General features: G+C 42.9%; 23 protein-coding genes. 3 read left to right on the top strand and 20 right to left on the bottom strand.

Translation table 11 applies throughout. The annotated features are described in order from the left end of the window. Positions 1 to 47: 47 nt before the first annotated feature. The 3 genes from DW182_RS00110 to DW182_RS00100 form a co-directional block, all read right to left on the bottom strand. Complete coding sequence (locus DW182_RS00110) at positions 48 to 266, bottom strand: winged helix-turn-helix domain-containing protein (RefSeq protein ID WP_007664492.1); 219 nt, start codon at positions 264 to 266, stop codon at positions 48 to 50. Positions 267 to 532: 266 nt separating this feature from the next. Further along, entirely contained in the window at positions 533 to 2170 is a 1638-nt protein-coding gene (groL, locus tag DW182_RS00105; RefSeq protein ID WP_007217362.1) for a chaperonin GroEL, read from the bottom strand. Positions 2171 to 2208: 38 nt separating this feature from the next. Continuing rightward, positions 2209 to 2481, bottom strand: coding sequence for a co-chaperone GroES (locus tag DW182_RS00100; protein WP_005679636.1), 273 nt, complete (start codon positions 2479 to 2481; stop codon positions 2209 to 2211). A gap of 246 nt (positions 2482 to 2727) precedes the next feature. Here DW182_RS00100 and DW182_RS00095 point away from each other — a divergent pair, with 246 nt between their 5' ends. After that, positions 2728 to 3579: a bile acid:sodium symporter family protein gene (locus DW182_RS00095; RefSeq protein WP_117694212.1), complete on the top strand. Its 852-nt coding sequence runs from the start codon at positions 2728 to 2730 to the stop codon at positions 3577 to 3579. A gap of 140 nt (positions 3580 to 3719) precedes the next feature. On the opposite strand, the gene DW182_RS22225 is transcribed toward DW182_RS00095, so the two are convergent. Together DW182_RS22225 and hisS are read right to left on the bottom strand one after the other, a co-directional pair. Next, a complete protein-coding gene (locus DW182_RS22225; RefSeq protein ID WP_007214867.1) occupies positions 3720 to 3887 on the bottom strand; it encodes a hypothetical protein in 168 nt (55 codons plus the stop codon). Between the two features lie 77 nt (positions 3888 to 3964). After that, complete coding sequence (gene hisS, locus DW182_RS00090) at positions 3965 to 5329, bottom strand: histidine--tRNA ligase (RefSeq protein ID WP_117707842.1); 1365 nt, start codon at positions 5327 to 5329, stop codon at positions 3965 to 3967. Between the two features lie 232 nt (positions 5330 to 5561). Between hisS and DW182_RS00085 the strand changes: the two genes are divergently transcribed. Next, positions 5562 to 6767, top strand: a complete 1206-nt coding sequence (locus DW182_RS00085; RefSeq protein ID WP_118294269.1) for a transglutaminase domain-containing protein — start codon at positions 5562 to 5564, stop codon at positions 6765 to 6767. A gap of 86 nt (positions 6768 to 6853) precedes the next feature. Here the strand turns inward: DW182_RS00085 and DW182_RS00080 are convergent, their stop codons facing one another. The 7 genes from DW182_RS00080 to DW182_RS00050 all read right to left on the bottom strand — a co-directional run bounded on the left by DW182_RS00080 (position 6854) and on the right by DW182_RS00050 (position 14231). After that, positions 6854 to 7546 carry a zinc metallopeptidase gene (locus DW182_RS00080; RefSeq protein WP_009132767.1) on the bottom strand — a complete coding sequence of 231 codons (693 nt, stop codon included), beginning with the start codon at positions 7544 to 7546 and terminating at the stop codon, positions 6854 to 6856. 135 nt (positions 7547 to 7681) lie between these two features. Then, positions 7682 to 8989 (bottom strand): alpha-L-fucosidase, encoded by a 1308-nt coding sequence (locus DW182_RS00075; protein WP_044155292.1) that lies wholly within the window; start codon positions 8987 to 8989, stop codon positions 7682 to 7684. Positions 8990 to 9072: 83 nt separating this feature from the next. Further along, on the bottom strand, positions 9073 to 10344 hold the full coding sequence (locus DW182_RS00070; RefSeq protein WP_044532015.1) for an adenylosuccinate synthase: 1272 nt from the start codon (positions 10342 to 10344) through the stop codon (positions 9073 to 9075). Beyond that, positions 10341 to 10829 (bottom strand): Fur family transcriptional regulator, encoded by a 489-nt coding sequence (locus DW182_RS00065; RefSeq protein WP_022393539.1) that lies wholly within the window; start codon positions 10827 to 10829, stop codon positions 10341 to 10343. Before DW182_RS00065 ends, DW182_RS00070 begins: the two co-directional genes overlap by 4 nt. 111 nt (positions 10830 to 10940) lie before the next feature. Then, positions 10941 to 11600: a DNA alkylation repair protein gene (locus tag DW182_RS00060; RefSeq protein ID WP_118294268.1), complete on the bottom strand. Its 660-nt coding sequence runs from the start codon at positions 11598 to 11600 to the stop codon at positions 10941 to 10943. Positions 11601 to 11617: 17 nt separating this feature from the next. Next, entirely contained in the window at positions 11618 to 13663 is a 2046-nt protein-coding gene (locus DW182_RS00055) for a dihydrofolate reductase (RefSeq protein WP_118294267.1), read from the bottom strand. Between the two features lie 103 nt (positions 13664 to 13766). Continuing rightward, the gene (locus DW182_RS00050) at positions 13767 to 14231 is read right to left on the bottom strand and encodes an AraC family transcriptional regulator (RefSeq protein WP_007214984.1); all 465 of its coding nucleotides are present in this window, start codon (positions 14229 to 14231) and stop codon (positions 13767 to 13769) included. 278 nt (positions 14232 to 14509) lie between these two features. Here DW182_RS00050 and recQ point away from each other — a divergent pair, with 278 nt between their 5' ends. Next, positions 14510 to 16318, top strand: a complete 1809-nt coding sequence (recQ, locus tag DW182_RS00045) for a DNA helicase RecQ (protein WP_007664504.1) — start codon at positions 14510 to 14512, stop codon at positions 16316 to 16318. A 131-nt stretch (positions 16319 to 16449) separates the two neighbouring features. On the opposite strand, the gene DW182_RS00040 is transcribed toward recQ, so the two are convergent. From DW182_RS00040 to DW182_RS00005, 8 genes are all read right to left on the bottom strand, one after another. Next, positions 16450 to 17274 (bottom strand): lipopolysaccharide assembly protein LapB, encoded by an 825-nt coding sequence (locus tag DW182_RS00040; RefSeq protein ID WP_118216415.1) that lies wholly within the window; start codon positions 17272 to 17274, stop codon positions 16450 to 16452. 181 nt (positions 17275 to 17455) lie between these two features. Then, entirely contained in the window at positions 17456 to 18406 is a 951-nt protein-coding gene (gene cysK, locus DW182_RS00035) for a cysteine synthase A (RefSeq protein WP_118216512.1), read from the bottom strand. Between the two features lie 93 nt (positions 18407 to 18499). After that, positions 18500 to 19561 carry a 3-isopropylmalate dehydrogenase gene (gene leuB, locus DW182_RS00030; RefSeq protein ID WP_007214989.1) on the bottom strand — a complete coding sequence of 354 codons (1062 nt, stop codon included), beginning with the start codon at positions 19559 to 19561 and terminating at the stop codon, positions 18500 to 18502. A 54-nt stretch (positions 19562 to 19615) separates the two neighbouring features. Beyond that, positions 19616 to 21169, bottom strand: coding sequence for an alpha-isopropylmalate synthase regulatory domain-containing protein (locus DW182_RS00025; protein ID WP_118294266.1), 1554 nt, complete (start codon positions 21167 to 21169; stop codon positions 19616 to 19618). Continuing rightward, positions 21166 to 21753, bottom strand: coding sequence for a 3-isopropylmalate dehydratase small subunit (gene leuD, locus DW182_RS00020; protein ID WP_007217260.1), 588 nt, complete (start codon positions 21751 to 21753; stop codon positions 21166 to 21168). Before leuD ends, DW182_RS00025 begins: the two co-directional genes overlap by 4 nt. Before the next feature lie 61 nt (positions 21754 to 21814). Further along, on the bottom strand, positions 21815 to 23209 hold the full coding sequence (gene leuC / locus DW182_RS00015) for a 3-isopropylmalate dehydratase large subunit (RefSeq protein ID WP_118294265.1): 1395 nt from the start codon (positions 23207 to 23209) through the stop codon (positions 21815 to 21817). Between the two features lie 134 nt (positions 23210 to 23343). Beyond that, a complete protein-coding gene (locus tag DW182_RS00010; RefSeq protein ID WP_118294264.1) occupies positions 23344 to 24837 on the bottom strand; it encodes a 2-isopropylmalate synthase in 1494 nt (497 codons plus the stop codon). A 372-nt stretch (positions 24838 to 25209) separates the two neighbouring features. After that, positions 25210 to 25449 (bottom strand): hypothetical protein, encoded by a 240-nt coding sequence (locus DW182_RS00005; RefSeq protein ID WP_022208084.1) that lies wholly within the window; start codon positions 25447 to 25449, stop codon positions 25210 to 25212. Positions 25450 to 25599 lie beyond the last annotated feature (150 nt).

Below are 25599 nucleotides of genomic sequence, written 5' to 3'. Positions count from 1 at the left end.
TAAAAATCCACGCTTTCGTTTAGGTTTTCAATCGGTTTTTTCATTCTTTAGCCGATATAAACATTCACGCCCAAAAAAATGTAGAGCTCTTCGTTCTCTTGGTGCAATACAATCTTGTCTTCACAAGCTAACCATCCCAAGGCGGCTCCCAGTTCTTTGTCCTTCAGCCCGGACTTTCTCTTCAAAGTCCCATAGTCCCATTTGGCGTAATTGCTAAGCAACCTCCAAATCTTGCCTGCGTTCAGGCCGATGTCGCTTTTGTTCATCTCTTCTCGTCATTAAAAAGGTTAAATAATTGATTGGTTTTTGTTTAGGTTATCCTAATTTATCACCCTAAAGGTATCACTTTTTATTTATAAAACATAAAAAACGAACAAAAGATATCTTTTTTAATCAAAATTGTAACAGTTTCGTAATAATATACAGGTAATATGAGTAGAAAAAGACTAGAAAAGAGAAAAAAAGACCACAGTACCTTCATAGAGATACTGTGGTCATTTATTATAATTATGAGTTCAGGGAAAAATGGGTATTACATCATGCCACCCATGCCGCCCATACCGGGAGCACCCATTGGCATTTCAGGTTTGTCTTCCTTTTTTTCAACGATTACACATTCAGTAGTCAAGAACATACCTGCAATAGAAGCAGCATTTTCCAAAGCTACACGAGCAACCTTTGCAGGATCAACTACACCGGCAGCATGCAGATTTTCATATACATCAGTACGAGCATTGTAACCGAAGTCACCTTTACCTTCACGTACTTTCTGTACAACTACAGCACCTTCTTTACCAGCATTGGCAACGATCTGACGCAACGGTTCTTCAATAGCACGCTTGATAATGTCAACACCGGTAGTTTCATCGATGTTATCACCTTTGAAGCCTTCCAATGCATCAAGTGCACGGATGTAAGCTACGCCACCACCCGGTACGATACCTTCTTCTATAGCAGCACGTGTTGCACGCAAAGCATCGTCTACACGGTCTTTCTTCTCCTTCATTTCAACTTCAGAAGCAGCACCCACGTAAAGAACTGCAACACCACCAGACAATTTAGCCAGACGTTCCTGCAATTTTTCTTTGTCATAATCAGATTTAGTAGCAGCAATCTGAGCTTTAATCTGTTCGCAACGTTCCTTGATATTTTGTTTGTCACCGGCACCGTTTACGATGGTAGTGTTATCTTTAGAAACTGTGATCTTATCAGCAGTACCTAACATTTCGATGGTAGCTTGTTCCAGTTTCAGACCCTTTTCCTCACTGATCACTACACCACCAGTCAATACGGCGATATCTTCCAGCATTTCTTTACGACGGTCACCGAAGCCCGGAGCTTTCACAGCACAAATCTTCAATTGAGAACGCAGACGGTTTACAACCAACGTAGTCAAAGCTTCACTATCCACATCTTCTGCGATTACCAACAGAGGACGTCCAGTTTGTACAGCAGGTTCCAGGATAGGCAAGAAATCTTTCAGGTTAGAAATCTTCTTGTCGTAGATCAGGATGTATGGTTTTTCCATTTCACACTCCATCTTCTCCGTATTAGTAACGAAGTAAGCGGAAAGGTAACCACGATCAAACTGCATACCTTCTACCACACCAATAGTAGTATCAGTTCCCTTAGCTTCTTCGATAGTAATTACACCGTCTTTAGAAACCTTACGCATAGCATCAGCGATCAACTTACCGATAACCGGATCATTGTTTGCAGATACAGAAGCAACCTGTTCGATCTTATCGTAGTTGTCACCTACTTTTTCAGCCTGTGACTTAATTGAGTCAACCACTTTGGCAACAGCCTTGTCAATACCACGTTTGATATCCATAGGACTTGCACCGGCAGTTACGTTCTTCAAGCCTTCAGCAACAATAGCCTGTGCCAATACAGTAGCAGTAGTAGTACCGTCACCGGCATCGTCACCAGTCTTGGAAGCTACTTCTTTCACCAACTGTGCACCCGTATTCTGGTATGCATCAGACAGTTCCACTTCCTTAGCTACAGTTACGCCGTCTTTCGTGATGTGAGGAGCGCCGAATTTCTTTTCGATAATCACATTACGGCCTTTAGGGCCGAGAGTTACTTTCACAGCATTTGCCAGTGTATCGATACCTTTTTTCAATTGATCGCGGGCATCGATATTGAATAATATTTCTTTTGCCATAATGATATTTACAATTTAAATATTTTATAATTACTATATTAACCTAACACAGCGAGTACGTCACTTTGACGCATAATCAGATATTTAGTGCCTTCAACTTCCAGTTCAGTACCGGCATACTTGCCATACAAAACGGTGTCGCCCACCTTCAATACCATCTCTTCATCTTTCGTACCGTGACCAACTGCCACAACTTCACCTTTCAAAGGTTTTTCTTTTGCAGTATCCGGAATAATGATACCGCCAATTGTTTTCTCTTCTGCAGGTGCAGGGAGTATCAGCACTCTGTCTGCCAATGGTTTAATGTTCATAGTTCTTTTGTTTTTTATATGTTATACATTTATTATAGTAATGTCTTGCCTCGTTATTGGTGAGACACAAAATAAATTACGAAAAGCGTGCCAAACAGCAAAGCTAAATTTCTGTCAGTATAGAACTGCCAAATTGGCAAAGAATAAGACAATATTCCACTATCTTTAGAGAAGATAAGCGGCATCTCAGCATAACTTTTTCATGATTTGCATTATCTTTGCCCCCTCAAAAAACGTTTTTAGAACATGAATGCAGTCTGGATTGTTTTGCCCATTCTCACATTATTAATGTTTGAGCTGGGATTGACACTTGAAATTAAAGATTTTAAATTATTTCGTCAACGCCCCTATCCTGTAATTGCGGGATTGATAGGACAGATAATTCTTTTACCTGTATTAGCCTTTGCACTGGGGTGTCTGTTTCATCTGGAACCTCTATTTTTTATTGGATTGGTACTCATAGCCTGTTCTCCGGGAGGAAGTTCTTCCAATATATTCTCGATGATTGCCAAAGGCGATGTGGCACTTTCCGTTTCGTTAACTGCCCTCAGCAGCATTATCACCCTATTCACTATTCCTGTCATTATGGAGTTTGCCACACAAGTTGCAGGAGACAATAGTGGAATAATCATACATTTACCTGTCGGTAGCCTCATCATCCAGAATTTACTACTTATGTTGCTCCCCATTGCAACAGGCATTTTAACAAAACGTTTCTGCCCTGAAGCGGCCGAACGGATACACAAAATATTATCTAAAGTAGCTTTTCCCGCCTTGATATTATTGGCCTCTGTCTTCTTCATACAACATCACGAAACGATAACTGCACAGATCGGACGATTAGGATTGTGCATCACAATGATGATTTTGCTGGCTATGGGTGGAGGATATATAATCTCTTGGCTAATGAAATTGAACAGAAAAGAGCAACGCACACTTATCATTGAAATAGGAATGCAGAATGCAGCTCAAAGTATTGCCATTGCAAGCAGCCCGTTTATATTCAATAATGATGTAATTGCTATACCAGCCATTATTTATGCGCTGATGATGAATATTATCTTATTAGTATATGTGGGAATAGTAAAGAGAAGATAATCAACAGTGAAAATTACACTAAAATTCCCTCTTACAAGAAGCTAAGACCTTGCATGCAAGAAGTTAACTTCTTGTCAACAGGGAGTTAGGTTCTTGTCAACAAGAAATTGGCGACTGAAAAAATGATAAACTAAGCCAGTTTAGTCAATATCCAGATCCGTATCACAACTCAATTCTGTCGAATATCCCTGCCAGAAACTCTTGGTAGAATGTACTAAAGCACTCCCCATCAAGAAAAGGAATATTACGGCTATTAACGTCATCACCATACCGATGGCTGCGTAATACTTCGGTTCTAAAACATCCATAATAGTTATCTTTGTTAGGTTAGTACTACAAAGATAACCAAGATGGACTACAAAGAGTTTACTCTTTTATGAAGTTTTTATTTCTTTAAAGTTTGTATCAATTCTTCGGCCGAAACCAAGTTCTGTTCACCAGTCTCCATATTCTTCAGCGTCACCTTATTCTCATTCATTTCATTCTCTCCCACAAGGGCTACAAATGGAATGTTCTTGGCATTAGCATAGCTCATCTGTTTTTTCATCTTTGAAGAATCCGGAAAAATTTCTGCACGAATACCTTCAGTCCGTACCTTAGCAAGTACATTCAGAGAGTAAGCAGCTTCTTTCTCACCAAAGTTAATAAAGAGAAGTTGTGTACTGTTCACAGCTTCCTTCGGATAAAGGTCAAGCTGATTCAATACATCGAAGATACGATCGGCTCCAAAAGAGATACCTACACCGGAAACACCAGCCATACCGAATACACCGGTCAGATTGTCATAGCGACCGCCACCTGTGATACTTCCGATCTGCACATCCAAAGCTTTCACTTCAAAGATAGCGCCAGTATAGTAGTTCAATCCGCGGGCAAGCGTCAGATCCAGTTCCAGTTCATTTTTCAAACCGAAAACAGACAGAGTTTTCAAGATAAACTCGCTTTCTTCCACACCCTTTTGACCGATCTCACTACCCGCAAGCACTTCTTTCAAAGTAGCCAGTTTTTCTTCATTCGTACCATTCAGCAGAATAATAGGTTGCAATTTGGCAATAGCTTCATCACTGATACCTTTTTCCTTCAGTTCTGCATTCACATTGTCCAAACCTATTTTATCCAGTTTATCAATGGCTACTGTGATATCCACTATTTTATCAGCCTCACCAATAATCTCAGCGATACCAGTCAGAATCTTACGGTTATTAATCTTAATACAAACCCGGATACCCAAACGGGTAAAGACCGTATCAACAATCTGCATCAACTCTACTTCATTCAGTAAAGAGTCACTACCCACTACATCAGCGTCACATTGATAAAATTCACGATAACGTCCCTTCTGTGGACGATCTGCGCGCCAAACGGGTTGTATCTGATAACGTTTGAAAGGGAAAGTTATTTCATCACGATGCATTACCACATAGCGGGCAAACGGCACAGTGAGATCATAACGCAAACCTTTCTCACAGAATTTACTGGCAAGTTTAGCAGCATTACGACTCAGTAGTTCCTCATCAGTCAGCCCGGAAAAGTAGTCACCTGAGTTCTGTATCTTGAACAAGAGTTTATCACCTTCTTCGCCATACTTCCCCATCAGTGTAGAAAGCATTTCCATTGCAGGTGTTTCAATCTGCTGAAAACCATAGAGGTGGTATACATCGCGAATGGTATTGAATATATAGTTACGCTTCGCCATCTCTACTGGCGAAAAGTCACGGGTTCCTTTGGGAATACCTGGTTTTGCTGCCATAATTATTCTATATTATTTAGTTTGGAATGCAAATTTACGGCAAATTATTGAATTAGCTGAAAGAAAGACAGGAGATTTTGAATGAATATGTACATAGCCATGTGTTCGTATATGGAGAACATGTCCGCTTTCGAACAATGCCCAATACATACATTCAATTAGATATCAACACCTTATCCTTTCGGCATATCATTTGCTATTGTGTTACCAAAAACATTAAAAGAAGAATATTATGAAAAAACAAATCAGTTTATTATTCGCAGTGTTCCTATGTTGTTCTACTATCAGCTGGGCACAAAACCCGGAAGAGTCTAAAATGAAAGACGAGTTTTACAAGACACTCAACTCATTGAGGCAAGAGAAAAAACAAGCTTTAGATAAGAAAGATTATGCAAAAGTAGAACAGTGCAACTGGGATATCATCGACAATTACAAGAAACTTCCGGAAGCAGTACAAAAAGGTATAGAATTAAACTATGGATACTATTATTATGATATTGCCTGTTACCAATCTCTACAAAAAAAGACAGAAGATGCTTTGAAACATTTTGATCTGGCTTTTCAGAATGGATATATCAATTACACTCATATACAGAAAGATACAGATTTGGATAACATACGCAACGAAAAGAAATTCCAGGAGACACTGGCTAAAATCAGAGAAGAAGGAGATTATCTTTATATTCTGCAAAAAGCAGCCGAGTATACCAGTACTCCTCCCCATTTCACATATATGGAGCCGAGCGATAGTAATCTGATAGGTGTGAAGGAATATTTTAAATTAGATAGCGTAGCTGGCACAGGGGATGAGTTCTCGAAGATAAAGAACATACTGACCTTTATACACAATAAAATCAAACATGACGGACAACATAACAATCCTGAGCATCTAAATTCCATTGCCTTGGCGGAAGCCTGTAAAGACGGTTCCCGTGGTTTGAACTGCCGTGGACTGACCACTGTATTGAATGAATGTTACCTCGCAATGGGTTTCAAATCACGTTTTATAACCTGTATGCCTAAAAAATACATCAGTGATTGTCACGTTATTAATGCTGTTTATTCTAAAACTCTGGATAAATGGGTATGGGTAGACCCTACACAAAATGCTTGGGTCATGGACGAAAATGGTACCATGCTCAGCATACCGGAAGTACGCGAACGAATGCGTACAGGTCTGCCACTGGTATTGAATAAAGAAGCCAACTGGAATAATAAACAAAAAACCACTAAAGAAGAGTATCTGGACTCCTACATGGCTAAGAATTTGTATTATATTAACTGTACATTCCGTAGCGAATTCGGTACAGAAGACAAAAAGTATAACCCTGCAGACTATGTTGCCCTTATGCCGACTGGTTATTATAATGACATGGAAAAAGGTTCCTACATCACTTATGATGCCGACTGGTTCTGGCAATCACCATATCAGAAATAAAAACAGACCATCTATCTTAAGCAAACAGACCACCTATTCGCAGTGAATAGATGGTCTGTTTTTATCGTTTTATATATTGGACAAGATTAGTCTCTGCGACCCATAAATATCATAATATAATAAATCAGCGTTGCCAATGAGCCCAATGCAGCCACTACATAGGTATAAGCAGCAGAACGAAGTGCATCTTCAGCCTGTTTATGATTGTAAGAGTTCGTAATGCCCGAACGACTCAACCATACCAATGCACGCTTACTTGCATCTATTTCCACCGGCAAAGTGATGAAACTGAACAGCGTTGTCATAGCAAACAAAATAATACCTGCCAGCAACAATTGCGGGAATGTATTCAGCAGCAAGATACCACCCAGCAGCAACCAGGTCATCCACTGTGAAGCAAACGATACCACCGGTACAAGCTTGCTACGCATAGTCAGCGGAGCATAAGCCCGTGCGTGCTGTACTGCGTGACCGCACTCGTGAGCAGCAACGGCAGCAGCCATGATACTATTACTTTCATATACACCTTCACTCAGGTTTACTGTCTTATTGGCAGGATTATAGTGGTCTGTCAGTTGTCCCGGCGTATGTGTCACCTGAACATCATAAATTCCATTGTCATGTAGCATCTGAAGGGCAACATCACGGCCCGTCATTCCATTACCGGTAGGGATTTTGGAGTACTTCTTGAACTTGTTCTGCAAGTTCATTTGCACCAGCCAGCTGACTACAGCTATACCAATAAAGATAATCCATTGTATTCCTATCATTCCTTCCATAATTTTTTTCTGTTTTTAGTAATTAAAAATGTGTCGTTTGTTATATATAATACAAATTGTTTGCCAAAAATAAAGGGAAACCGTGAGCTTTACTACAGTTTCCCTTATCTTTTAGGAAGAATTAGCGAAAACCCACTACTGCCCAACAAGTTGTAACTCTATCACGTAATCCGTATCTGAAGGAACTTCCGGTAACTGCAACACCACTCCCTGTCCGGCACGAGTGATCCGTACCGGAGATTGATCTTTAAACAGAAAGCCTTTCTTCACCATTTTTCCATCCAATGGAAGATACAGTGCATTATCCGTCAAGTTCAGAATATGAACAAAGAGCCGGTTTCCCTTTTGCGTTGTCACACCCCAGTCATGCGGAGCAACCATACCACCACGCGTGCCGTAAATCGTTTCACCGTAAACTTTCATCCACTCTCCTACTTCTTTCAACCGCTGAACTGCCACTTCCGGTAGACATCCGTCGGGCTGAGGGCCTATATTCATCAACAAGTTCGCATTCTTTCCGGCAGCCTTCACCAGATAATGGATCAAAGTTTTCGTTGACTTATACTCTTGGTCGGTTATTTTATATCCCCACATTCCATTCATGGTTTCACAAGTTTCCAAAGGCAGTCGACTGACATCTTGTCCGGAAAGCCCTGCACTGTTCTCGCCCGGCAGATCACGCTCGAAAATCTGTATATCCTCTCCAGGGAAAGGCATCTGGTGATGATTGTTACCCACCAAGCAAGCAGGTTGCAGGCCATGTATCAACGCATACTGTTCCGGTAACTGCCAGTCGAAATCAGGATTAGCATCCTGATCCCACCAGCCATCGAACCAGATAGCACCTATCGGACCATAGTTCGTCAGCAACTCCGTCAACTGGTTGTTCATAAAAGTATAATAGCTTTTCCAGTCTCCCTTCGGATTAGGGCGTCCGGTTCCACGCCCTGTGCGTCCCCACGGTGCATCTTCACGATACCAGTCGATATGGGAATAATAAAAATGTAACCGAACCCCCTGCTTATGACATTCATCTGCCAGTTCTTTCACAATATCCCGTTTGAAAGGAGTGGCATCCACAATATTATAATCAGAATATTTAGTATGGAACATAGAAAAGCCCTCATGATGACGACTTGTAAAGCAGATATACTTGGCTCCGGATGCCTTAATAGCACTTACCCATTCAGCCGCACTAAACTTGGAGGGATAGAAACCTCCGGCTAGTTTGGCATATTCTTTATAATTCAAATCTTTATTGGTCATTGTCCATTCACCGGTAGCCAACATACAGTATAGCCCCCAGTGTAGAAATATTCCAAACTTATTGTCTTGAAACTCCTGACGGGCTTTCAGGTTCTCGGCAGACGGTTGATAAGTCTGCGCCTTTGCAGGTAAAAAGGATGCTGCAAACAAAAGGAATAAAAGAAGTTGTGTTTTCATCATAAGTATGCGGATGGGTTAATAAAAAAATGAGATTACATCAGCACATATACTGATGTAATCTCATTATAATATAATTAGACTTACTCTTCTGTATAACGTTCAATCGTCTGTCCACGGTCAGGACCTACGGAAACGATCTTAATGGGCACACCAAGCTGTTCTTCCAGGAATGTCAGGTAAGCATTAAATTCTTCAGGGAATTCGTCTTCGCTCTGCATTCTCGTCATATCAGTCTCCCAACCGGGTAACTCAACATAAACCGGCTCCAGACCTTCGCTGATGTCATACGGGAAATAATCGATTTCTTCACCGTTTACTTTATAAGCTACACAGGCTTTGATTGTTTCGAATGAATCGAGTACATCGCTCTTCATCATGATCAATTTGGTAACACCGTCTACCATAATGGCATACTTTAACGCCACCAAGTCAATCCAACCGCAACGACGTTTACGACCTGTTACCGAACCGAACTCATGTCCCAGTGTACAAATCTGGTCACCTGTCTTATCAAACAGTTCCGTCGGGAACGGACCTGCACCTACACGTGTACAATATGCTTTGAAGATACCATAAACTTCACCAATCTTATTTGGAGCCACACCCAAACCGGTACATGCACCTGCACAAATAGTATTGGAAGAAGTAACGAACGGATAAGAACCAAAGTCGATATCCAACATCGTACCTTGAGCACCTTCACAAAGTACTGACTTATTATCGTTCAGCAGGTTATTGATCTCATGCTCGCTGTCTACCAACGGGAATTGCTTCAGGAACTCAATACCTTCCATCCAGGCCTTTTCAATCTCTGTCAGGTCATACTCATAATTCAAACCTTTCAGAATTTGCTCATGACGAGCTTTGGCTTCAGCATATTTCTGTTCGAAGTTATGCAGGATATCACCTACACGCAGACCGTTACGGCTAATCTTATCGGTATAAGTCGGACCGATACCTTTACCCGTCGTGCCTACTTTAGCATCACCTTTCGCAGCTTCGTAAGCGGCGTCCAATATCCGGTGGGTCGGCAAGATGAGATGCGCTTTCTTAGAGATATGCAAGCGCGCTTTCAGGTTATGACCGGATGCTTCCAATGCTTCAGCCTCTGCCTTAAAGAGAGCCGGATCAAGCACTACGCCATTACCAATGATATTCACCTTGTCACCTTGGAAAATTCCCGAGGGAATAGAACGGAGCACATACTTCTGCCCTTCGAATTCGAGTGTATGTCCGGCATTCGGTCCGCCTTGGAAGCGAGCCACGACATCGTATCTCGGAGTTAATACGTCAACGACTTTGCCTTTGCCTTCGTCGCCCCATTGTAATCCTAATAGAACATCTACTTTCATTTTTCTTTCTTATGGTTATTACTTTTCTTCTTACGTTTGTTAGCTCGGTCGCACTTACTGCACAATCCATACAGATAAAGCGAATAATGCGACAGACTGAACCGACTCAATTTAGTATTCCCAATCGCCTGCTGTAATTCTTCGTTCTGAAACTCAGTTACTTTACCACACTGCGTGCAGATCTGATGGTGATGCGTATCACGGTTATAGCTCTTTTCGTATTGGGAGGAGTTTCCGAACTGATGTTTGATTACCAGTCGTGCATTGATGAGAAGGATAATAGTATTGTAAAGAGTCGCGCGGCTTACACGGAAATTTTCCTGGTCAGCCATCAGCGAATAAAGTGTATCGATGTCAAAATGACCATCAATGGAATAGATAGTATCGAGTATGGCATAGCGCTCGGGAGTCTTGCGATGCCCGTTCGCGTTGAGATATTCAGTGAATATCTGCTTTACCGTATCTTTCACATTCTGACTTTCCATTTTGGCGGCACAGTTTTTTACAGCCAACAAAGTTAAGCCTTTTTTGCGGAAAGCAAATGAGAAAGAGGAAAAAAAACAAAAAAAGAGTGATAGAGTAATCACCCTATCACTTTATTCTACTTCTTCTTTTACAAGATTATATAGCAACTGTTCGGCTTCCGATTCGGAATGTTCCATCTCTTCCACCCGGCGACATACTTGGAAAGCATGTTCTTCACTATGCTGCATGAAACGGCGAATGGCCGCCATAGCTGCATTGCGCACGTGGTAGGAACCGGAAATGAAAGCACAAACTGCCTGGTCGAGAAATTCGTTCGCAGTGCGTTCATTCATATCACCTTTCTTCATCAGCAGGCGGGCAATGGTGAGGAAACCGCATGTCTGTATATACTCCCGCTCATCGGCAATCCATTGGAAAGACTTCGCAGGAGCATAAGGAAGATGCTGGAACAGATTCATGGAAGTAAGTTCCGCTATTTCAATATTCTGAATGCTTTCCACCCAGATATCAGCAATCTCCGGAAAGAAGCTGTCTACCGGCTGCAATAACCCTGCCAGAATCTTACATTCACGGATATCCTCTTTCCACAAAGCTTGCGCCAATGAGTGATCTTTTTCATACCCTTCGGCAATTGCCTTGATACGGGGAAGTTCTACACCGAAATTCAATTTATAGACCAGCCCCTTTTCACGCATACTTTGAGACACAGCCCCGTTCATAGAGAGGCGGAGCTGTGTCTTTATTTCTTTCAGTTGTTCATGTAGATCCACAAAACAATGATTTATAGTTAATTATTAATAGAAGGCAGATTAGAATAATCCTTACTGTAACGCAACATTTGTTCCGCATAACCTTCGTCATAAGTCACCTTTACGTCGGTTATCTTACCGGCTGCATCTACCACTGCTTCATATTTCGGATTTACAAATCCCTTGTACGGAGCCAGATTCAGTTTCTTATAACGTTCCAGAACTTCGGCATGCAAAGCCGGATCTACCTTCACTGCATAGTTTTCTACCAAATCATGCGCACCTTGATAGTCGCCTGTTGATTTGATACGTTGGATCTCGGACAGTAATTCACCGAAGAGTTCACGCAGTTTTTCGTAATCGTTCACCACCACATAAGTCTTACCATCTTTCTTCACCAGTTCTACTACTTTATCCGCCGCACCTTTCTCAAATACCCAGCGGGCAATGAGCTGACGATTACGCATGTGGGCTTCTTCCACATTATTACCCGGTTCAATGCGAACCAGCTGTGTCATCAGGCCGTTCATCAGATAAGTATAATATTCTGCTTTGTAAGCATCTTCATTGGGTGTCAGTCCCAATTCTACCAACTTAGGATCAGCTACATAATACAAACCGAATAAGTCCGCACGCGCTTCCTCGATCGTAGAGCCATAGGCTTTCAAAGCATCCGGATCAACTCCCGGAAGCAACTTTCCGGAACCATGTCCCAGACATTCATGCAAGTCCGTATGAAGTTCACCGGTCAGATCGGCATATTTATCTATCAACTGCAATTCGGCATCACTATATACAAACTCTTCATTGAATCCGTTGCCATGAGCCGCCTTATTATATGCATCCGTAATATTACCGATAGTCACGGATTTAGAACCATGATGGCTACGTATCCAGTTGGAGTTAGGCAGATTGATACCGATAGCCGTTGCAGGATAAAGGTCACCGGCCAAAATCGCAGCAGTAATCACCTTGGCGGAAACACCTTTCACTTCATCTTTCTTGAATAGTTTATCTACCGGAGAGTGATCTTCAAACCATTGCGCATTGCCACTGATAATCTCAGTACGATGCGTAGCTTCCATATCCTTAAAGTTCACCAATGATTCCCAGCTTGCCTTCATACCCAACGGATCACCATAGCTTTCAGTAAATCCATTTACAAAGTCCACAAGGGAATTCAAATCTTTCACCCAAAGGATAGCATATTCATCAAAAGTCTTCAGATCACCGGTCTCATAAAACTTTATCAGTTCGGCAATCACAGCCTTCTGTTCTGGGTTTTCAGCTACGCCTTCTGCTTTCTTCAGCCAGTATACGATCTTATCGATAGCCTGTCCGTACAGACCACCCACTTTCCAGACCTTTTCCTGAATCTTGCCGTTTTCCTTCACCAAACGACTATTCAAACCGTAAGAAACAGGCGTTTCATCTTTCGGGTCTTTCATTGCATTATAGAAGTCTTCAGCTTCTTTCTGCGTCACACCGTCATAATAATTGCAAGCAGAAGTCAACACTAAGTCCTCTCCTGCCGCCTGGTTCACGCGCTTCGGCATTACAGTCGGATCGAAAATAACCGGAGACAGCTCATCGCATAATTGTTCTGCGGTTTGTCCTTCAGCCAGCGGCAATGTAGAGGCATCTACACTCAGCACAGCCTCTTTGAAAAATTCGGGTGCAAAACCAGGCACGAACTTCTCAGAGCCATAATGGTGGTGAATGCCATTAGAGAACCACACACGTTTAAGGTACACTTCCATCGCCTTAAAATCAGGCGTATTTTTGTCTCCTTTATATCCTGTATAAACTGCTTCTAACGTCCTACGAATGCGCAAGTTATATTTTCCATTCTGATCGAAGAGAATATCACGGCCCTGCAAAGCAGCTTCCGTAAGGTAATACACCAGCTCTTTCTGTTGGAGCGACAAGTTCTCGAAACCGGGAACCCGGTAACGTAATATTTGTAAGTCTGCAAATTGTTCCACTGTATAATCAAATTTATCTGCCTCGGCAGTTGTTGTTTTTGAGCCGCTACAAGCTGTCAGCAATGCAAAAGCGGCACATGCTATTAGTTGTTTCTTCATGTGTCGGGAGATATGTGAGTTGGTATTTAGAAAAGACGAAAAGGAAGTATTCCGAAACAGTTGCTCCGGAATATTTCCTTTTTATACATTGTTCTACGCAGAATTACTGTTTTTTATCTGCGTGTTTTTTACGATATCCATTAGGAGTTTCACCTACATTTTTATAAAATGCAGCGTAAAAAGACTGACGGTTGGCAAAACCTACCATCGTGCTGATTTCTTCTACATTCTTGTCGGCATATCTCTTATCCGTCAATAAATGTTTTGCATCTTTTACTCTGTACTCATTCAACAGGCATGAATAGTTCATACCAAAACGAGAATTTACTACAGCGGACAAATAGCGAGTGTTGGTTTTCAACTCTTTCGCCAAATCTTTAGCCGAGTAATCGGGATCTTTGTACTTCTTCTGCACAACTACGATATTCAATATCTTGTCATACAACTCATCTGCCAATTCCGGACGAATCAACGAGCGGTAAGCAGCATTCTTCTCTTTTTTCTCTCTCAGGTTATAAGGGCGCTTCTTAGTAGCCGCTTCCTGATTCTTGTTTTCTAAATCACTCATTTGAATTAACTGGTTAGGGTTTGTTAAAACATGAAAGCCCGAAGGATTTTCCTTTAGACTTTACAAAAGTCTGACATTTTTTTCTAATACGCAACTTTTATCGTACATATTTTTGACCTATAAACAACGAAAAAGGTTGAAAAGTAGTATTTGAGCCGATTTAATAAGAAACTTTAACCTTTACAAAAGGACTTATGATATAAAATGAATACGTTTATCAGCTTGTTTTATATACAATAATTAATGTACCTTTGCAGGATAAAACTTTATCAGCTAAAATGATACAAACGCTTAAACGATATTTTGGTTACGATAGTTTCCGACCTTTACAGGAAGAGATTATCCGCACAGTACTGGATGGAAGAGATTCACTGGTATTGATGCCTACTGGAGGTGGAAAGTCCATTTGTTACCAGCTTCCGGCCCTGTTATGCGAAGGAACTGCCGTAGTAGTTTCCCCTTTGATTTCCCTGATGAAAGATCAGGTGGAATCACTTTGTGCCAACGGTGTCGCCGCGGGTGCTCTGAACAGCAGTAATGACGAGACTGAAAATGCCGTTCTACGTCGTGCCTGTATGGAAGGGAGCCTGAAATTACTCTACATTTCGCCTGAGAAATTAATAGCCGAAGCCAACTATCTTTTAAGAGATATGCATATCTCATTATTTGCCATCGATGAAGCACATTGCATTTCACAATGGGGACATGATTTTCGTCCGGAATATGCACAAATGGGATTCATACGCGAGATGTTTCCCAATATTCCGGTCATAGCTCTTACAGCTACAGCAGATAAAATTACACGTGAGGATATTGTACGGCAGTTACACCTCAACCAGCCGAAGGTTTTTATCTCTTCTTTCGACCGTCCCAACCTGAGCCTTACCGTAAAACGGGGATACCAACAAAAAGAAAAAAGCAAAGCTATCCTGGATTTCATAGGTCGCCATCGTGGTGAAAGCGGTATCATCTATTGTATGAGTCGCAGTAAAACGGAGACAGTGGCACAGATGCTGCAAAAGCAAGGGTTACGTGTGGCAGTCTATCATGCCGGATTATCCTCCGTACGGAGAGATGAAGCACAGGACGATTTCATCAACGACCGTGTACAAATAGTTTGTGCCACGATTGCTTTCGGTATGGGAATCGACAAAAGTAACGTGCGCTGGGTTATCCATTACAATCTTCCTAAAAGTATAGAAAGTTTTTACCAGGAGATTGGGCGTGCAGGACGGGATGGACTACCAAGCGACACCCTCTTGTTTTATTCTCTGGCCGACCTTATTCTATTAACCAAGTTTGCGACGGAAAGCGGTCAGCAAGGCATCAATCTGGAGAAGCTACAACGTATGCAACAGTATGCTGAAGCTGATGTTTGCCGGCGTCGCATCCTGTTGAGTTATTTCGGAGAAGCTACAACAGAGGATTGCGGAAACTGCGATGTCTGCAAAAATCCTCCCCAGCGTTTCGACGGAACTGTTATTGTACAAAAAGCTTTAAGCGCTATCGTCCGTACGGAACAGCAGATCGGCACGAGTATTCTTGTAGATATCTTGCGCGGAAATAACACACCGGATGTATCGGAGAAAGGATATCAGCAACTGAAAACTTTCGGTGCCGGACGTGAAGTTCCTGCCCGTGATTGGCAAGACTATTTGTTGCAAATGCTACAACTGGGGTATTTTGAAATAGCGTACAATGAGAACAATCATCTGAAAATAACGAACAGTGGTAGCGACGTTCTCTTTGGACGGTCACAAGCACGATTGGCAGTAATCCGGCGTGAAGAGTCCGCACCCGCCAAAGGACGAAAGAAGAAACCGACTATTCCAGTCAGAGAATTGCCATTGGGGTTACCGAACACAGAAAGTGAAGAACTTTTCGAAGCCTTACGCGCGTTGCGGAAACGGCTCGCAGACCAAGAAGCACTACCGGCTTATATTGTACTGTCCGATAAGGTATTGCATTTACTCAGTACAGCCCGCCCTACTACAATGGAAGCATTCGGTAATATCAGCGGCATCGGCGAATATAAAAAAAAGAAATACGGAAAGGATTTCGTCGAATTAATCAGGAAATACGTTTAATGAAGATGGGTCAAAATAAAGATTAGAACACAAATTACGCAAATAATGTTTCTTTATACTTCTGATAATCAGAGTTTATCTGATTTATTATTTGTGCAATTTGTATTCTTTTATTCTGTTTTGGCACACTTTTACTTGCATTGCTGTAACAATCCCCTAAGATCCGCCTGCGGCACTCCAAGAGACATTGCTTTCTCAAAATCCTGCTTTGCCAGTTTTTTCTTCTTCTGGGACAGATAGATTTGTCCGCGCATCAGGTAGGCTTCCGTCTGCGAAGGATTCAGTTTCAGAGCTTCTTCCAGATCAATCATTGCCAGATCTACATGCTGCATATCCTGTTCTATTCCCGCACGTGCTACGTATAAGGCTGCATCTTGCGGATCTTCTACCAGCATCTTATTCAATATCTCCAGAGCTTTTTGTAAGTTTCCATCTTTTTGCTCCAAGGTAGCGAGTCCTAAACGGGCGTTATAATTCTGAGGATCGAGCTTCAGTAATCTTTCATAATCCGCCCGGGCAAACTTGAGATCACGCTGGGTCACATAAATATAAGCACGCATCAGAAGTGCTTCCCGATTATCCTTTTCCAAATCCAGCACTAAAGAATAATCCACACGTGCCTGCTCATTCCGCCCCATTTCAAGATTCAGCGCTGCACGATTCAAGAGAATGGGAACAGCCCGTGGAGCAATGTTCAAAGCATACGTGTATGATTCCAAAGCCTGATCATAATCCCGTTGCCGCCGCTGGATAGTACCGAGATTAGAAAACAACAAAGCATTATGCGGATTAGCAGGTTCCAGTTTCAAGGCTTGACGGATATAATTTTCCGCTTGTGCCAGACTGTCTTGTTCGGTACAGACGATGGCACGGTCGCTCAGTTCCTGATAAGTTTGGGAAAACACAGAGGTTACACCTATTATATATATAAGGAAAGAAAGAATAAACTTTTTCATAATGCTATTAAAGATTTTGTTACTTACAGATAAACGGCCGTTTCTCTTAATGGGAACTGTTGTTTCTCCTCATGGGAACGCTCGTTTCCTCTAATGGGAACTACAGTTTCCCCTCATGGGAACGCCCGTTTCCTTTAATGGGAACTGTAATGATGTGACTTATACTAAAAACAGTTGGTACTTAATCCAGCGGATAAGTATCGAATGCAAACAGTTCCGTCGACAGATAACGCTCTCCCGTATCAGGCAAAAGAACTACAATCTTCTTATCCGCAAACTCCGGACGTTGTACCAGCAAACGCGCTGCATATACAGCCGCACCTGAAGATATGCCCGCCAGTAATCCTTCGGTAGACGCCAACTCACGTCCGCCACGAATTGCTTCATCATCGGGCACAGGAAGCACTTCATCTACAACAGAGGCATCATAAATAGCAGGAACAAAATTGGCTCCGATTCCCTGAATACGATGCGGTCCTGCCACTCCACCTTCCAAAACAGGAGACGATTCCGGTTCTACAGCAACAATATACACATCCGGATTATGTTTTTTCAAGGCACGTGCCACTCCGCAGATGGTTCCGCCTGTTCCCACTCCGGCAACAAAGACATCCACTTTTCCGTCTGTATCCGTCCAGATTTCTTCAGCTGTAGTAAGCGTATGAATCTGTGCGTTAGAAGGATTTTCAAATTGTTGAAGAATGACCGAACCGGGAATAGATGCCCTTAACTCCTGCGCTTTCGCAATGGATCCTGCCATACCGGCCAATCCATCTGTCAGCACAATTTCAGCACCCAGTGCTTTCAGCAGATTACGGCGCTCTATACTCATGGTTTCGGGCATTGTGAGCATCAGGTGATACCCTTTGATTGTAGCAACCATCGCCAGTCCCACACCGGTATTTCCACTGGTAGGCTCTATAATCGTCGCACCGGGCTTCAGTGCTCCGCTCGCTTCTGCATCTTCAATCATGGCAAGCGCCACACGATCCTTCACACTACCAGCCGGATTGAACGCTTCCAACTTTGCGATAATATTCTGTTTCAGTCCATATTTACGACTGTATTCCGCTAATTCCATTAAAGGCGTATGCCCTATTAATTCCGTCAGGTTCTTTGCTATTTTTGCCATAATCATAAAAATTAAGAGGCTGTATCAAAATCTCTGATACAGCCTCACAAAGGTAGAAAAAATCTTGTTGTTCCTTTATTTCCTTAATAAAGATTAGCTACGTTTGATATAATCTACCACCCATGCTCCTACTTCTTTGGTACCATACTTCGCACCACCTTCTACCTGAATTTCCGGTGTACGGACGTTAGCATCCAAAGAAGCATCTACGGCTTTGCGAATCAATGCGCCTTCTTCCAGCAAATTGAAATATTCGAATAACATGGCAGCCGAAAGGATTTGCGCCAACGGATTAGCGATGTTCAAACCTTTAGCCTGTGGCCATGAACCGTGGATTGGTTCGAATACAGGAGTGCTTTCGCCTGTAGAAGCCGAAGGAAGCAATCCCATAGAGCCGCTAATCACAGAACCTTCATCCGTAAGGATATCACCGAATGTATTTTCCGTAACCATCACATCGAAAAACTTAGGTTCTTGAATCATCTTCATGGCAGCGTTGTCCACAAACATATAGTCCGTAGTCACTTCGGGATATTGCGGAGCCATCTCCTGGGCAATCTGTCTCCAAAGGCGTGAAGATGCGAGCACATTGGCTTTATCTACCACTGTGAGGTGCTTATTGCGTTTCATGGCATATTCAAAACCAACTTTCAGAATACGTTCAATCTCCGGACGAGTGTACATATTGGTATCATACGCTTTATCGTTGTCCTGATACTTCTCACCGAAATACATCCCGCCGGTCAGTTCGCGGATACAAAGAAAATCTGCGCCATCCACCAGTTCTGCACGAAGCGGTGATTTATGGAGCAGACATTTGAAAGTTTGTACCGGACGGATATTGGCAAACAATCCCAGTTTCTTACGCATAGCCAGCAGGCCCTGTTCGGGGCGTACTTTGGCAGTAGGATCATTGTCGAATTTTGGGTCACCTACAGCCGAAAACAAAACAGCATCTGCGTTTTTACAAACTTCATAAGTAGCTTCAGGGAACGGATCGCCCACTTTGTCGATAGCATCTGCACCGCAGATGGCATATTCGTAGTTTACTTTATGTCCGAACTTCTCACATACGGCGGTCATTACGTCCACACCTACGGTGGAAATCTCCGGGCCAATGCCGTCACCGGCTAATACTGCAATTTTAAAATCCATTGTTTTCTTTATTTTTTAGGTATTCTTCTATTTTCTTTTCCTCAATAGAACTCATCATTCTGATTTTTTAAGTTCATAATCATCCTCAATGATATTCAGCATCTTCATCGTCGCCTTAATCGCTGCCTCCGTCTGGTCAGCATCCAATCCGCGTGTACGGAACACTGTGCCGTCATAGCTCCAGGTAATCACGGTCTGCACAAAAGCATCGGTACGCCCACCGGGAGGGATGGTTACGGCATAGTTCGTCAGCATGGGGAATTTGCGTCCCAACGTCACCTTATAAATCTTACGCAGAGCACGTACAAAAGCATCATACTGACCGTCACCGCTGGAACTTTCTTCAAATTCCTGCCCGTTGATTTCAATCTTCAGCGTAGCCATCGGCTTCAGACCGTAAGCAAGGTTCACGATGTATGTCTTCAATTTTACTTTCTCATTCATTACTCCGTGCTTCAGTACATCCGAAACGATATAAGGCAAATCTTCCTGGGTAACCAGTTCTTTCTTGTCACCCAACTCGATAATCCGTTCCGTCACCTTACGCATGGAATCCTCATCCAGCGTCAGTCCCAGGTCTTCCAGATTCTTACGGATGTTCGCCTTACCACTGTTCTTGCCCAGTGCATATTCACGCTTGCGCCCGAAACGCTCGGGCAACAGGTCGTTGCAATAAAGGTTACTCTTATTGTCTCCATCTGCATGTACTCCCGCTACCTGCGTGAACACATTTTCACCCACAATCGGTTTATTGGCGGGTATGGCAATACCGGAATAAGATTCAACCACCCGGCTGACTTCATTCAGACGACCTTCATCAATGTTAGTGATAGCATTGAAATGATCTTTCAGAATAGCCTGCACACTGGACAACGGTGCATTACCGGCACGTTCGCCCAGACCATTGATCGTGGTATGAAGTCCCTTCGCACCACTCAGCACGGCAGCCAGCACATTGCTCACTGCCAAGTCGTAGTCATTATGCGGATGGAAATCGAAGTGAGCATGCGGATAACGCTTCACCATCTTCCGCATATACTCGATGACCTGCAACGGATTCAGCACACCCAGTGTATCAGGCAACATATACCGTTTGATATTCGTATGCATCAGCGCATCTACCATCTGGAAGACATACTCCGGAGATTCTTTCATCCCGTTGCTCCAGTCTTCCAGATAGATGTTCACCTCCATATCCTGCTCATTGGCATAATTCACTACGCCAATAATATCCTCGATATGTTCTTCAGGGGTCTTTCTCAACTGACATGTGCAATGCTTCAGCGAACCTTTGCACAGAAGATTAATGACGCGGCAGCCGGTAGCATGTATCCAGTCTACCGACGTGTGCCCATCTACGAAACCCAGCACCTCCACCCGGGGCAATAAATTACGCCGTGCCGCCCAGTCACATATCATCTTGACTGCGTCGAACTCACCGTCCGAAACCCGTGCCGAAGCTACTTCCACCCTGTCTACCTTCAGTTCTTCCAGTAGCAGACGGGCTATCATCAGCTTTTCATGGGGGACGAACGACACACCGCTGGTTTGCTCACCGTCGCGGAGCGTGGTGTCCATGATTTCTATTTGGGGCTGTTTATACTTCATTTTTTATTTTCCCAAGCTTCTATTTTATCTTTATTCTCTACCAGGAAATCGATGTCATCCAGACCATTCATCAGGCAATGTTTCTTGTAAGCATTGATTTCGAAAGTCTCACTTTTGCCTGTTGCCTTGTTGGTGATTGTCTGTTCCGGCAAGTTCACCACCACCTCCGTTTTCGGATCGGCGGCAATGGAATCAAACAATTCTTTCAGGAACGGTTCGCTCACCACTACAGGCAATACGAAATTATTCAGTTCATTATTCTTGTGAATATCTGCAAAGAAACTGCTGACTACCACGCGGAAACCATAATCTGCAATGGCCCATGCTGCATGCTCGCGGCTACTGCCCGAGCCGAAGTTCTTTCCGGCTACAAGCACCTGTCCGCTATAGGTCGGATCGTTCAGAACGAAAGAGTCGATTTTGTTTCCTTGCTTGTCATACCGCCAGTCGCGGAACAGATTCTCGCCGAAGCCTTCTTTAGTCGTAGCTTTCAGAAAACGTGCAGGAATGATCTGGTCTGTATCTACATTCTCCAACGGGAGAGGCACACAAGTACTGGTGATGATATTGAATTTCTGTTTCATTGTTTCTTATCTTTGATTTTGAAATACTTATTATTAATGACTTCTGCCAGGAGAACTGATATTACATCAGTTCTCTCGGGTCCGTAATCACTCCTGTCACTGCTGCCGCAGCTGCCACCAGCGGACTGGCAAGCAATGTGCGTGACCCCGGTCCCTGCCGACCTTCAAAGTTACGGTTACTTGTAGAAACCGCATACATTCCGGCAGGCACCTTATCATCATTCATTGCCAGACAAGCCGAACATCCCGGCTGGCGGATAGCAAAACCTGCTTCCTCTAATACCTTATCCAGACCTTCTTCACGAATCTGTGCATCTACCATCCACGAACCGGGCACCAACCAGGCAACCACATGTTCCGCCTTCTTACGGCCTTTCACTAACGAGGCGAAAGCACGGAAATCTTCAATACGTCCATTCGTACAAGCACCCAAAAACACATAATCTATTTTTTTGCCCAATACTCCCTCACCGGGTTGGAAGCCCATATAATTCATTGATTTCAGGAATGAAGTTTTTGCTGCCTCTCCCATTCCATCAATCGTAGGAATGTGCTGCGTGATACCCATACCCATACCCGGGTTCGTTCCGTATGTAATCATCGGTTCGATATCTACCGCATCAAAATGCACCTCTTTATCAAACGTAGCATTCTCATCGCTCTTCAGCGTCTTCCAGTATGCCAATGCCTTCTCCCATTCCTCACCTGCCGGAGCATATTCACGGCCTTTGATATATTCGAATGTCACTTCATCCGGTGCCACCATACCACCACGTGCACCCATTTCTATACTCAGGTTGCATAGCGTCAAGCGTCCTTCCATGGTCAGACTCCGAACTGCTTCTCCGGCATATTCCACAAAATAACCAGTTGCACCGCTCGTTGTCATTTCGGACATCATATAGAGAGCAATATCTTTTGCCGTCACACCTTTACCCAGTTTTCCGTCCACTGTGATACGCATTGTCTTGGGGCGTGTCTGCAAGATACATTGTGAAGCCATTACCATTTCGACCTCACTTGTACCGATACCAAAAGCTACTGCTCCCATCGCACCGTGCGTTGAAGTATGCGAGTCACCACATACAATCGTCATTCCCGGCAATGTCAAACCTCTTTCCGGACCTACCACATGGATGATACCATTTTTCTTATGCAACATGCCGAAATGTGTCAATCCAAAATCTTCCGCATTCTTGGCCAGTGTATCCACCTGTGTTTTAGAAATCGGATCTTCAATCGGCTTGTCTTGATCGTGGGTCGGCGTATTATGATCGGGCATACAAACAATCTTTTCCGGACGGAAACATTGGATACCGCGTGCGCGCATTCCCGCAAAGGCCTGCGGACTGGTTACTTCATGGCAATAAAGGCGATCTATATATAACTGTGTGGGACCATCTTCCACTTGCTGAACCACGTGGGCATCCCAGATTTTATCAAATAATGTATTCATATCTTTTAGTTGTTAGCTACAAGCTACGAGCTACAAGAGCCCTCCGGTATAACTTGTAAACTGTTCTTTTATTCCTAATATTAATTATTAAAACACATAATCCCTACTCGTAGCTCGTAGCCTATAGCCCGTAACTACTTGAACTTATTGATACAATCGATATAAGCTTCTACCGATGCGGCAATAATATCCGTATTCGCACCGAAACCATAATAGATATGATTGTCATATTCCACCTGCATGTGTACCTTACCCATATCGTCACTACCTTTACTGATAGCCTGGATCGTAAATTCCTTCAGGGTCATATGACGGTCGATAATCTTCTTCAAAGCCTTTATCGCTGCATCTACCGGACCGTTTCCACTGGCAGCGGCTTCAAACTTCTCACCGGAGATATTCAGTCCCAGACTGGCAACCGAACGCACACCTACTCCACTGGTCACTTGCAGATATTCCAATTTCACGCGGTGATTCTGAGTACGGTCTGCACCGGCAAGCACCAAGATATCATCATCATTAATATCTTTCTTCTTATCCGCCAATTTCAGGAAAGCCTCATATACCTTATCCAGTTGTTCCTGTTCAAGATCCACGCCTAATACCTGCAAACGATTCTTCAAAGCAGCACGTCCGCTACGGGCAGTCAATACGATAGAATTATCGTCGATACCCACGTCGTGCGGGTCAATAATTTCGTAAGTCTGCACATTCTTCAACACACCATCCTGATGGATACCCGATGAGTGTGCAAAGGCATTGCGACCAACGATAGCCTTGTTAGGCTGTACTGGCATGTTCATCAAGCTTGAAACCATGCGGCTTGTAGGATAAATCTTCTGTGTATTGATATTTGTTTCAATATCGATATCCTTATGGCATTTGATGATCATAGCCACTTCCTCAAGCGAAGTATTACCGGCGCGTTCACCGATACCATTGATAGTAACCTCTACCTGGCGCGCACCATTCAGCACGCCTGCCATCGTATTTGCAGTAGCCATTCCCAAGTCATTATGACAATGCGTAGAAAGGATCGCTTTTTCAATACCACTCACATGCTCCATCAAATATTTGATCTTCGCTCCATATTCGTCCGGCAAACAATAGCCGGTCGTATCCGGAATGTTCACTACTGTAGCACCTGCCTTAATTACAGCTTCCACCACACGAGCCAAATATTCATTGTCCGTACGACCTGCATCTTCTGCATAGAACTCCACATCATCCACGTAACGACGAGCATACTTCACGGCAGCTACTGCACGCTCGATGATTTCCTCACGATTGGAATTGAATTTATACTTGATATGCGAATCCGATGTGCCGATACCGGTATGAATACGTTTATGCTTAGCAAACTTCAGAGCATCTGCAGCTACATCTATATCTTTTTGTACTGCACGGGTCAATGCGCAAATAGTAGGCCATGTCACCGCTTTGGATATTTCAATAACAGAGTTGAAATCTCCCGGACTGGAAATCGGGAATCCGGCTTCAATTACATCCACGCCTAGCAGTTCCAGTGCCTTTGCTACCTGAATCTTTTCCACTGTGTTCAATTGGCATCCTGGGACTTGCTCGCCATCGCGGAGCGTTGTGTCGAAAATAAATAACTTATCACTCATTTCTTATAGTTTTTATAATTTATTGCCATTAAAAAAAAGCCTTTCGCACTTGGAAGTGAGAAAGGCTTTCGAATATCCTAATCGTTACATATATTCACGCACAGCACTCACTTCCACTAAACCTTGCCAGTAGAATAATAATACCACACAGTAGAATATATGTAAAGTTCTGTATCATTTTTATCTTTTTATTTTTATTATGACGGTGCAAAGGTATAGATAATTTCGTAGCACACAAATAAATTCGTTACTTTTTTCTCTAAAAAAACATCATTTTATAAGTTTGCTACCAAATAACTCTATAAAGTATAACAAAAAAAGGGACATACTGAAACGTATGCCCCTTTTTTATATAATCCTATGTGATAAGAATTACTTCTTGTCGCAAGCTTTATCACATTCTTTTTTCTCTTTGCAGCAAGCTTTTGTGCTATCGCAAGCAGCAGAATCTGCCTTGCAACAAGCTTTTGTTGAATCACATGCCTGTACTTCTTCTACAACTTCAACTTCAGTAGCTTCTACTTCAGTATTAGCTGCCTTTTTGTTACCACAAGAAGTCACGGCGAAAGAAAATGCAACTGCAACAGCTGCCAAAAATAACTTTGTCTTCATCTCTAATTTTGCTTTAAACATTAATAATAAATAGTGCGGCGCAAATATAAGCAAAAAATTAGAATTATACAAATACAAAAAGCCCCCATATCACTCAATATGGAGGCTTTCCTCTAAAAAACGGCAACTACCTACTCTCCCACTTGACGC

Origin of the sequence: Bacteroides sp. AM16-24 (genome assembly GCF_003471885.1) — a bacterium.
Classification (GTDB): Bacteria; Bacteroidota; Bacteroidia; order Bacteroidales; family Bacteroidaceae; genus Bacteroides.
Note: the sequence above shows the minus strand (reverse complement) of the source record. Positions and strands in the feature narration are given on the sequence as shown.

Bases quoted from the DNA above. Each gene is read 5' to 3' on its own strand.
- DW182_RS00110 (WP_007664492.1), bottom strand. From the start codon at position 266: ATGAACAAAAGCGACATCGGCCTGAACGCAGGCAAGATTTGGAGGTTG.
- groL (WP_007217362.1), bottom strand. From the start codon at position 2,170: ATGGCAAAAGAAATATTATTCAATATCGATGCCCGCGATCAATTGAAA.
- DW182_RS00100 (WP_005679636.1), bottom strand. From the start codon at position 2,481: ATGAACATTAAACCATTGGCAGACAGAGTGCTGATACTCCCTGCACCT.
- DW182_RS00095 (WP_117694212.1), top strand. From the start codon at position 2,728: ATGAATGCAGTCTGGATTGTTTTGCCCATTCTCACATTATTAATGTTT.
- DW182_RS22225 (WP_007214867.1), bottom strand. From the start codon at position 3,887: ATGGATGTTTTAGAACCGAAGTATTACGCAGCCATCGGTATGGTGATG.
- hisS (WP_117707842.1), bottom strand. From the start codon at position 5,329: ATGGCAGCAAAACCAGGTATTCCCAAAGGAACCCGTGACTTTTCGCCA.
- DW182_RS00085 (WP_118294269.1), top strand. From the start codon at position 5,562: ATGAAAAAACAAATCAGTTTATTATTCGCAGTGTTCCTATGTTGTTCT.
- DW182_RS00080 (WP_009132767.1), bottom strand. From the start codon at position 7,546: ATGGAAGGAATGATAGGAATACAATGGATTATCTTTATTGGTATAGCT.
- DW182_RS00075 (WP_044155292.1), bottom strand. From the start codon at position 8,989: ATGAAAACACAACTTCTTTTATTCCTTTTGTTTGCAGCATCCTTTTTA.
- DW182_RS00070 (WP_044532015.1), bottom strand. From the start codon at position 10,344: ATGAAAGTAGATGTTCTATTAGGATTACAATGGGGCGACGAAGGCAAA.
- DW182_RS00065 (WP_022393539.1), bottom strand. From the start codon at position 10,829: ATGGAAAGTCAGAATGTGAAAGATACGGTAAAGCAGATATTCACTGAA.
- DW182_RS00055 (WP_118294267.1), bottom strand. From the start codon at position 13,663: ATGAAGAAACAACTAATAGCATGTGCCGCTTTTGCATTGCTGACAGCT.
- DW182_RS00050 (WP_007214984.1), bottom strand. From the start codon at position 14,231: ATGAGTGATTTAGAAAACAAGAATCAGGAAGCGGCTACTAAGAAGCGC.
- recQ (WP_007664504.1), top strand. From the start codon at position 14,510: ATGATACAAACGCTTAAACGATATTTTGGTTACGATAGTTTCCGACCT.
- DW182_RS00040 (WP_118216415.1), bottom strand. From the start codon at position 17,274: ATGAAAAAGTTTATTCTTTCTTTCCTTATATATATAATAGGTGTAACC.
- cysK (WP_118216512.1), bottom strand. From the start codon at position 18,406: ATGGCAAAAATAGCAAAGAACCTGACGGAATTAATAGGGCATACGCCT.
- leuB (WP_007214989.1), bottom strand. From the start codon at position 19,561: ATGGATTTTAAAATTGCAGTATTAGCCGGTGACGGCATTGGCCCGGAG.
- DW182_RS00025 (WP_118294266.1), bottom strand. From the start codon at position 21,169: ATGAAGTATAAACAGCCCCAAATAGAAATCATGGACACCACGCTCCGC.
- leuD (WP_007217260.1), bottom strand. From the start codon at position 21,753: ATGAAACAGAAATTCAATATCATCACCAGTACTTGTGTGCCTCTCCCG.
- leuC (WP_118294265.1), bottom strand. From the start codon at position 23,209: ATGAATACATTATTTGATAAAATCTGGGATGCCCACGTGGTTCAGCAA.
- DW182_RS00010 (WP_118294264.1), bottom strand. From the start codon at position 24,837: ATGAGTGATAAGTTATTTATTTTCGACACAACGCTCCGCGATGGCGAG.
- DW182_RS00005 (WP_022208084.1), bottom strand. From the start codon at position 25,449: ATGAAGACAAAGTTATTTTTGGCAGCTGTTGCAGTTGCATTTTCTTTC.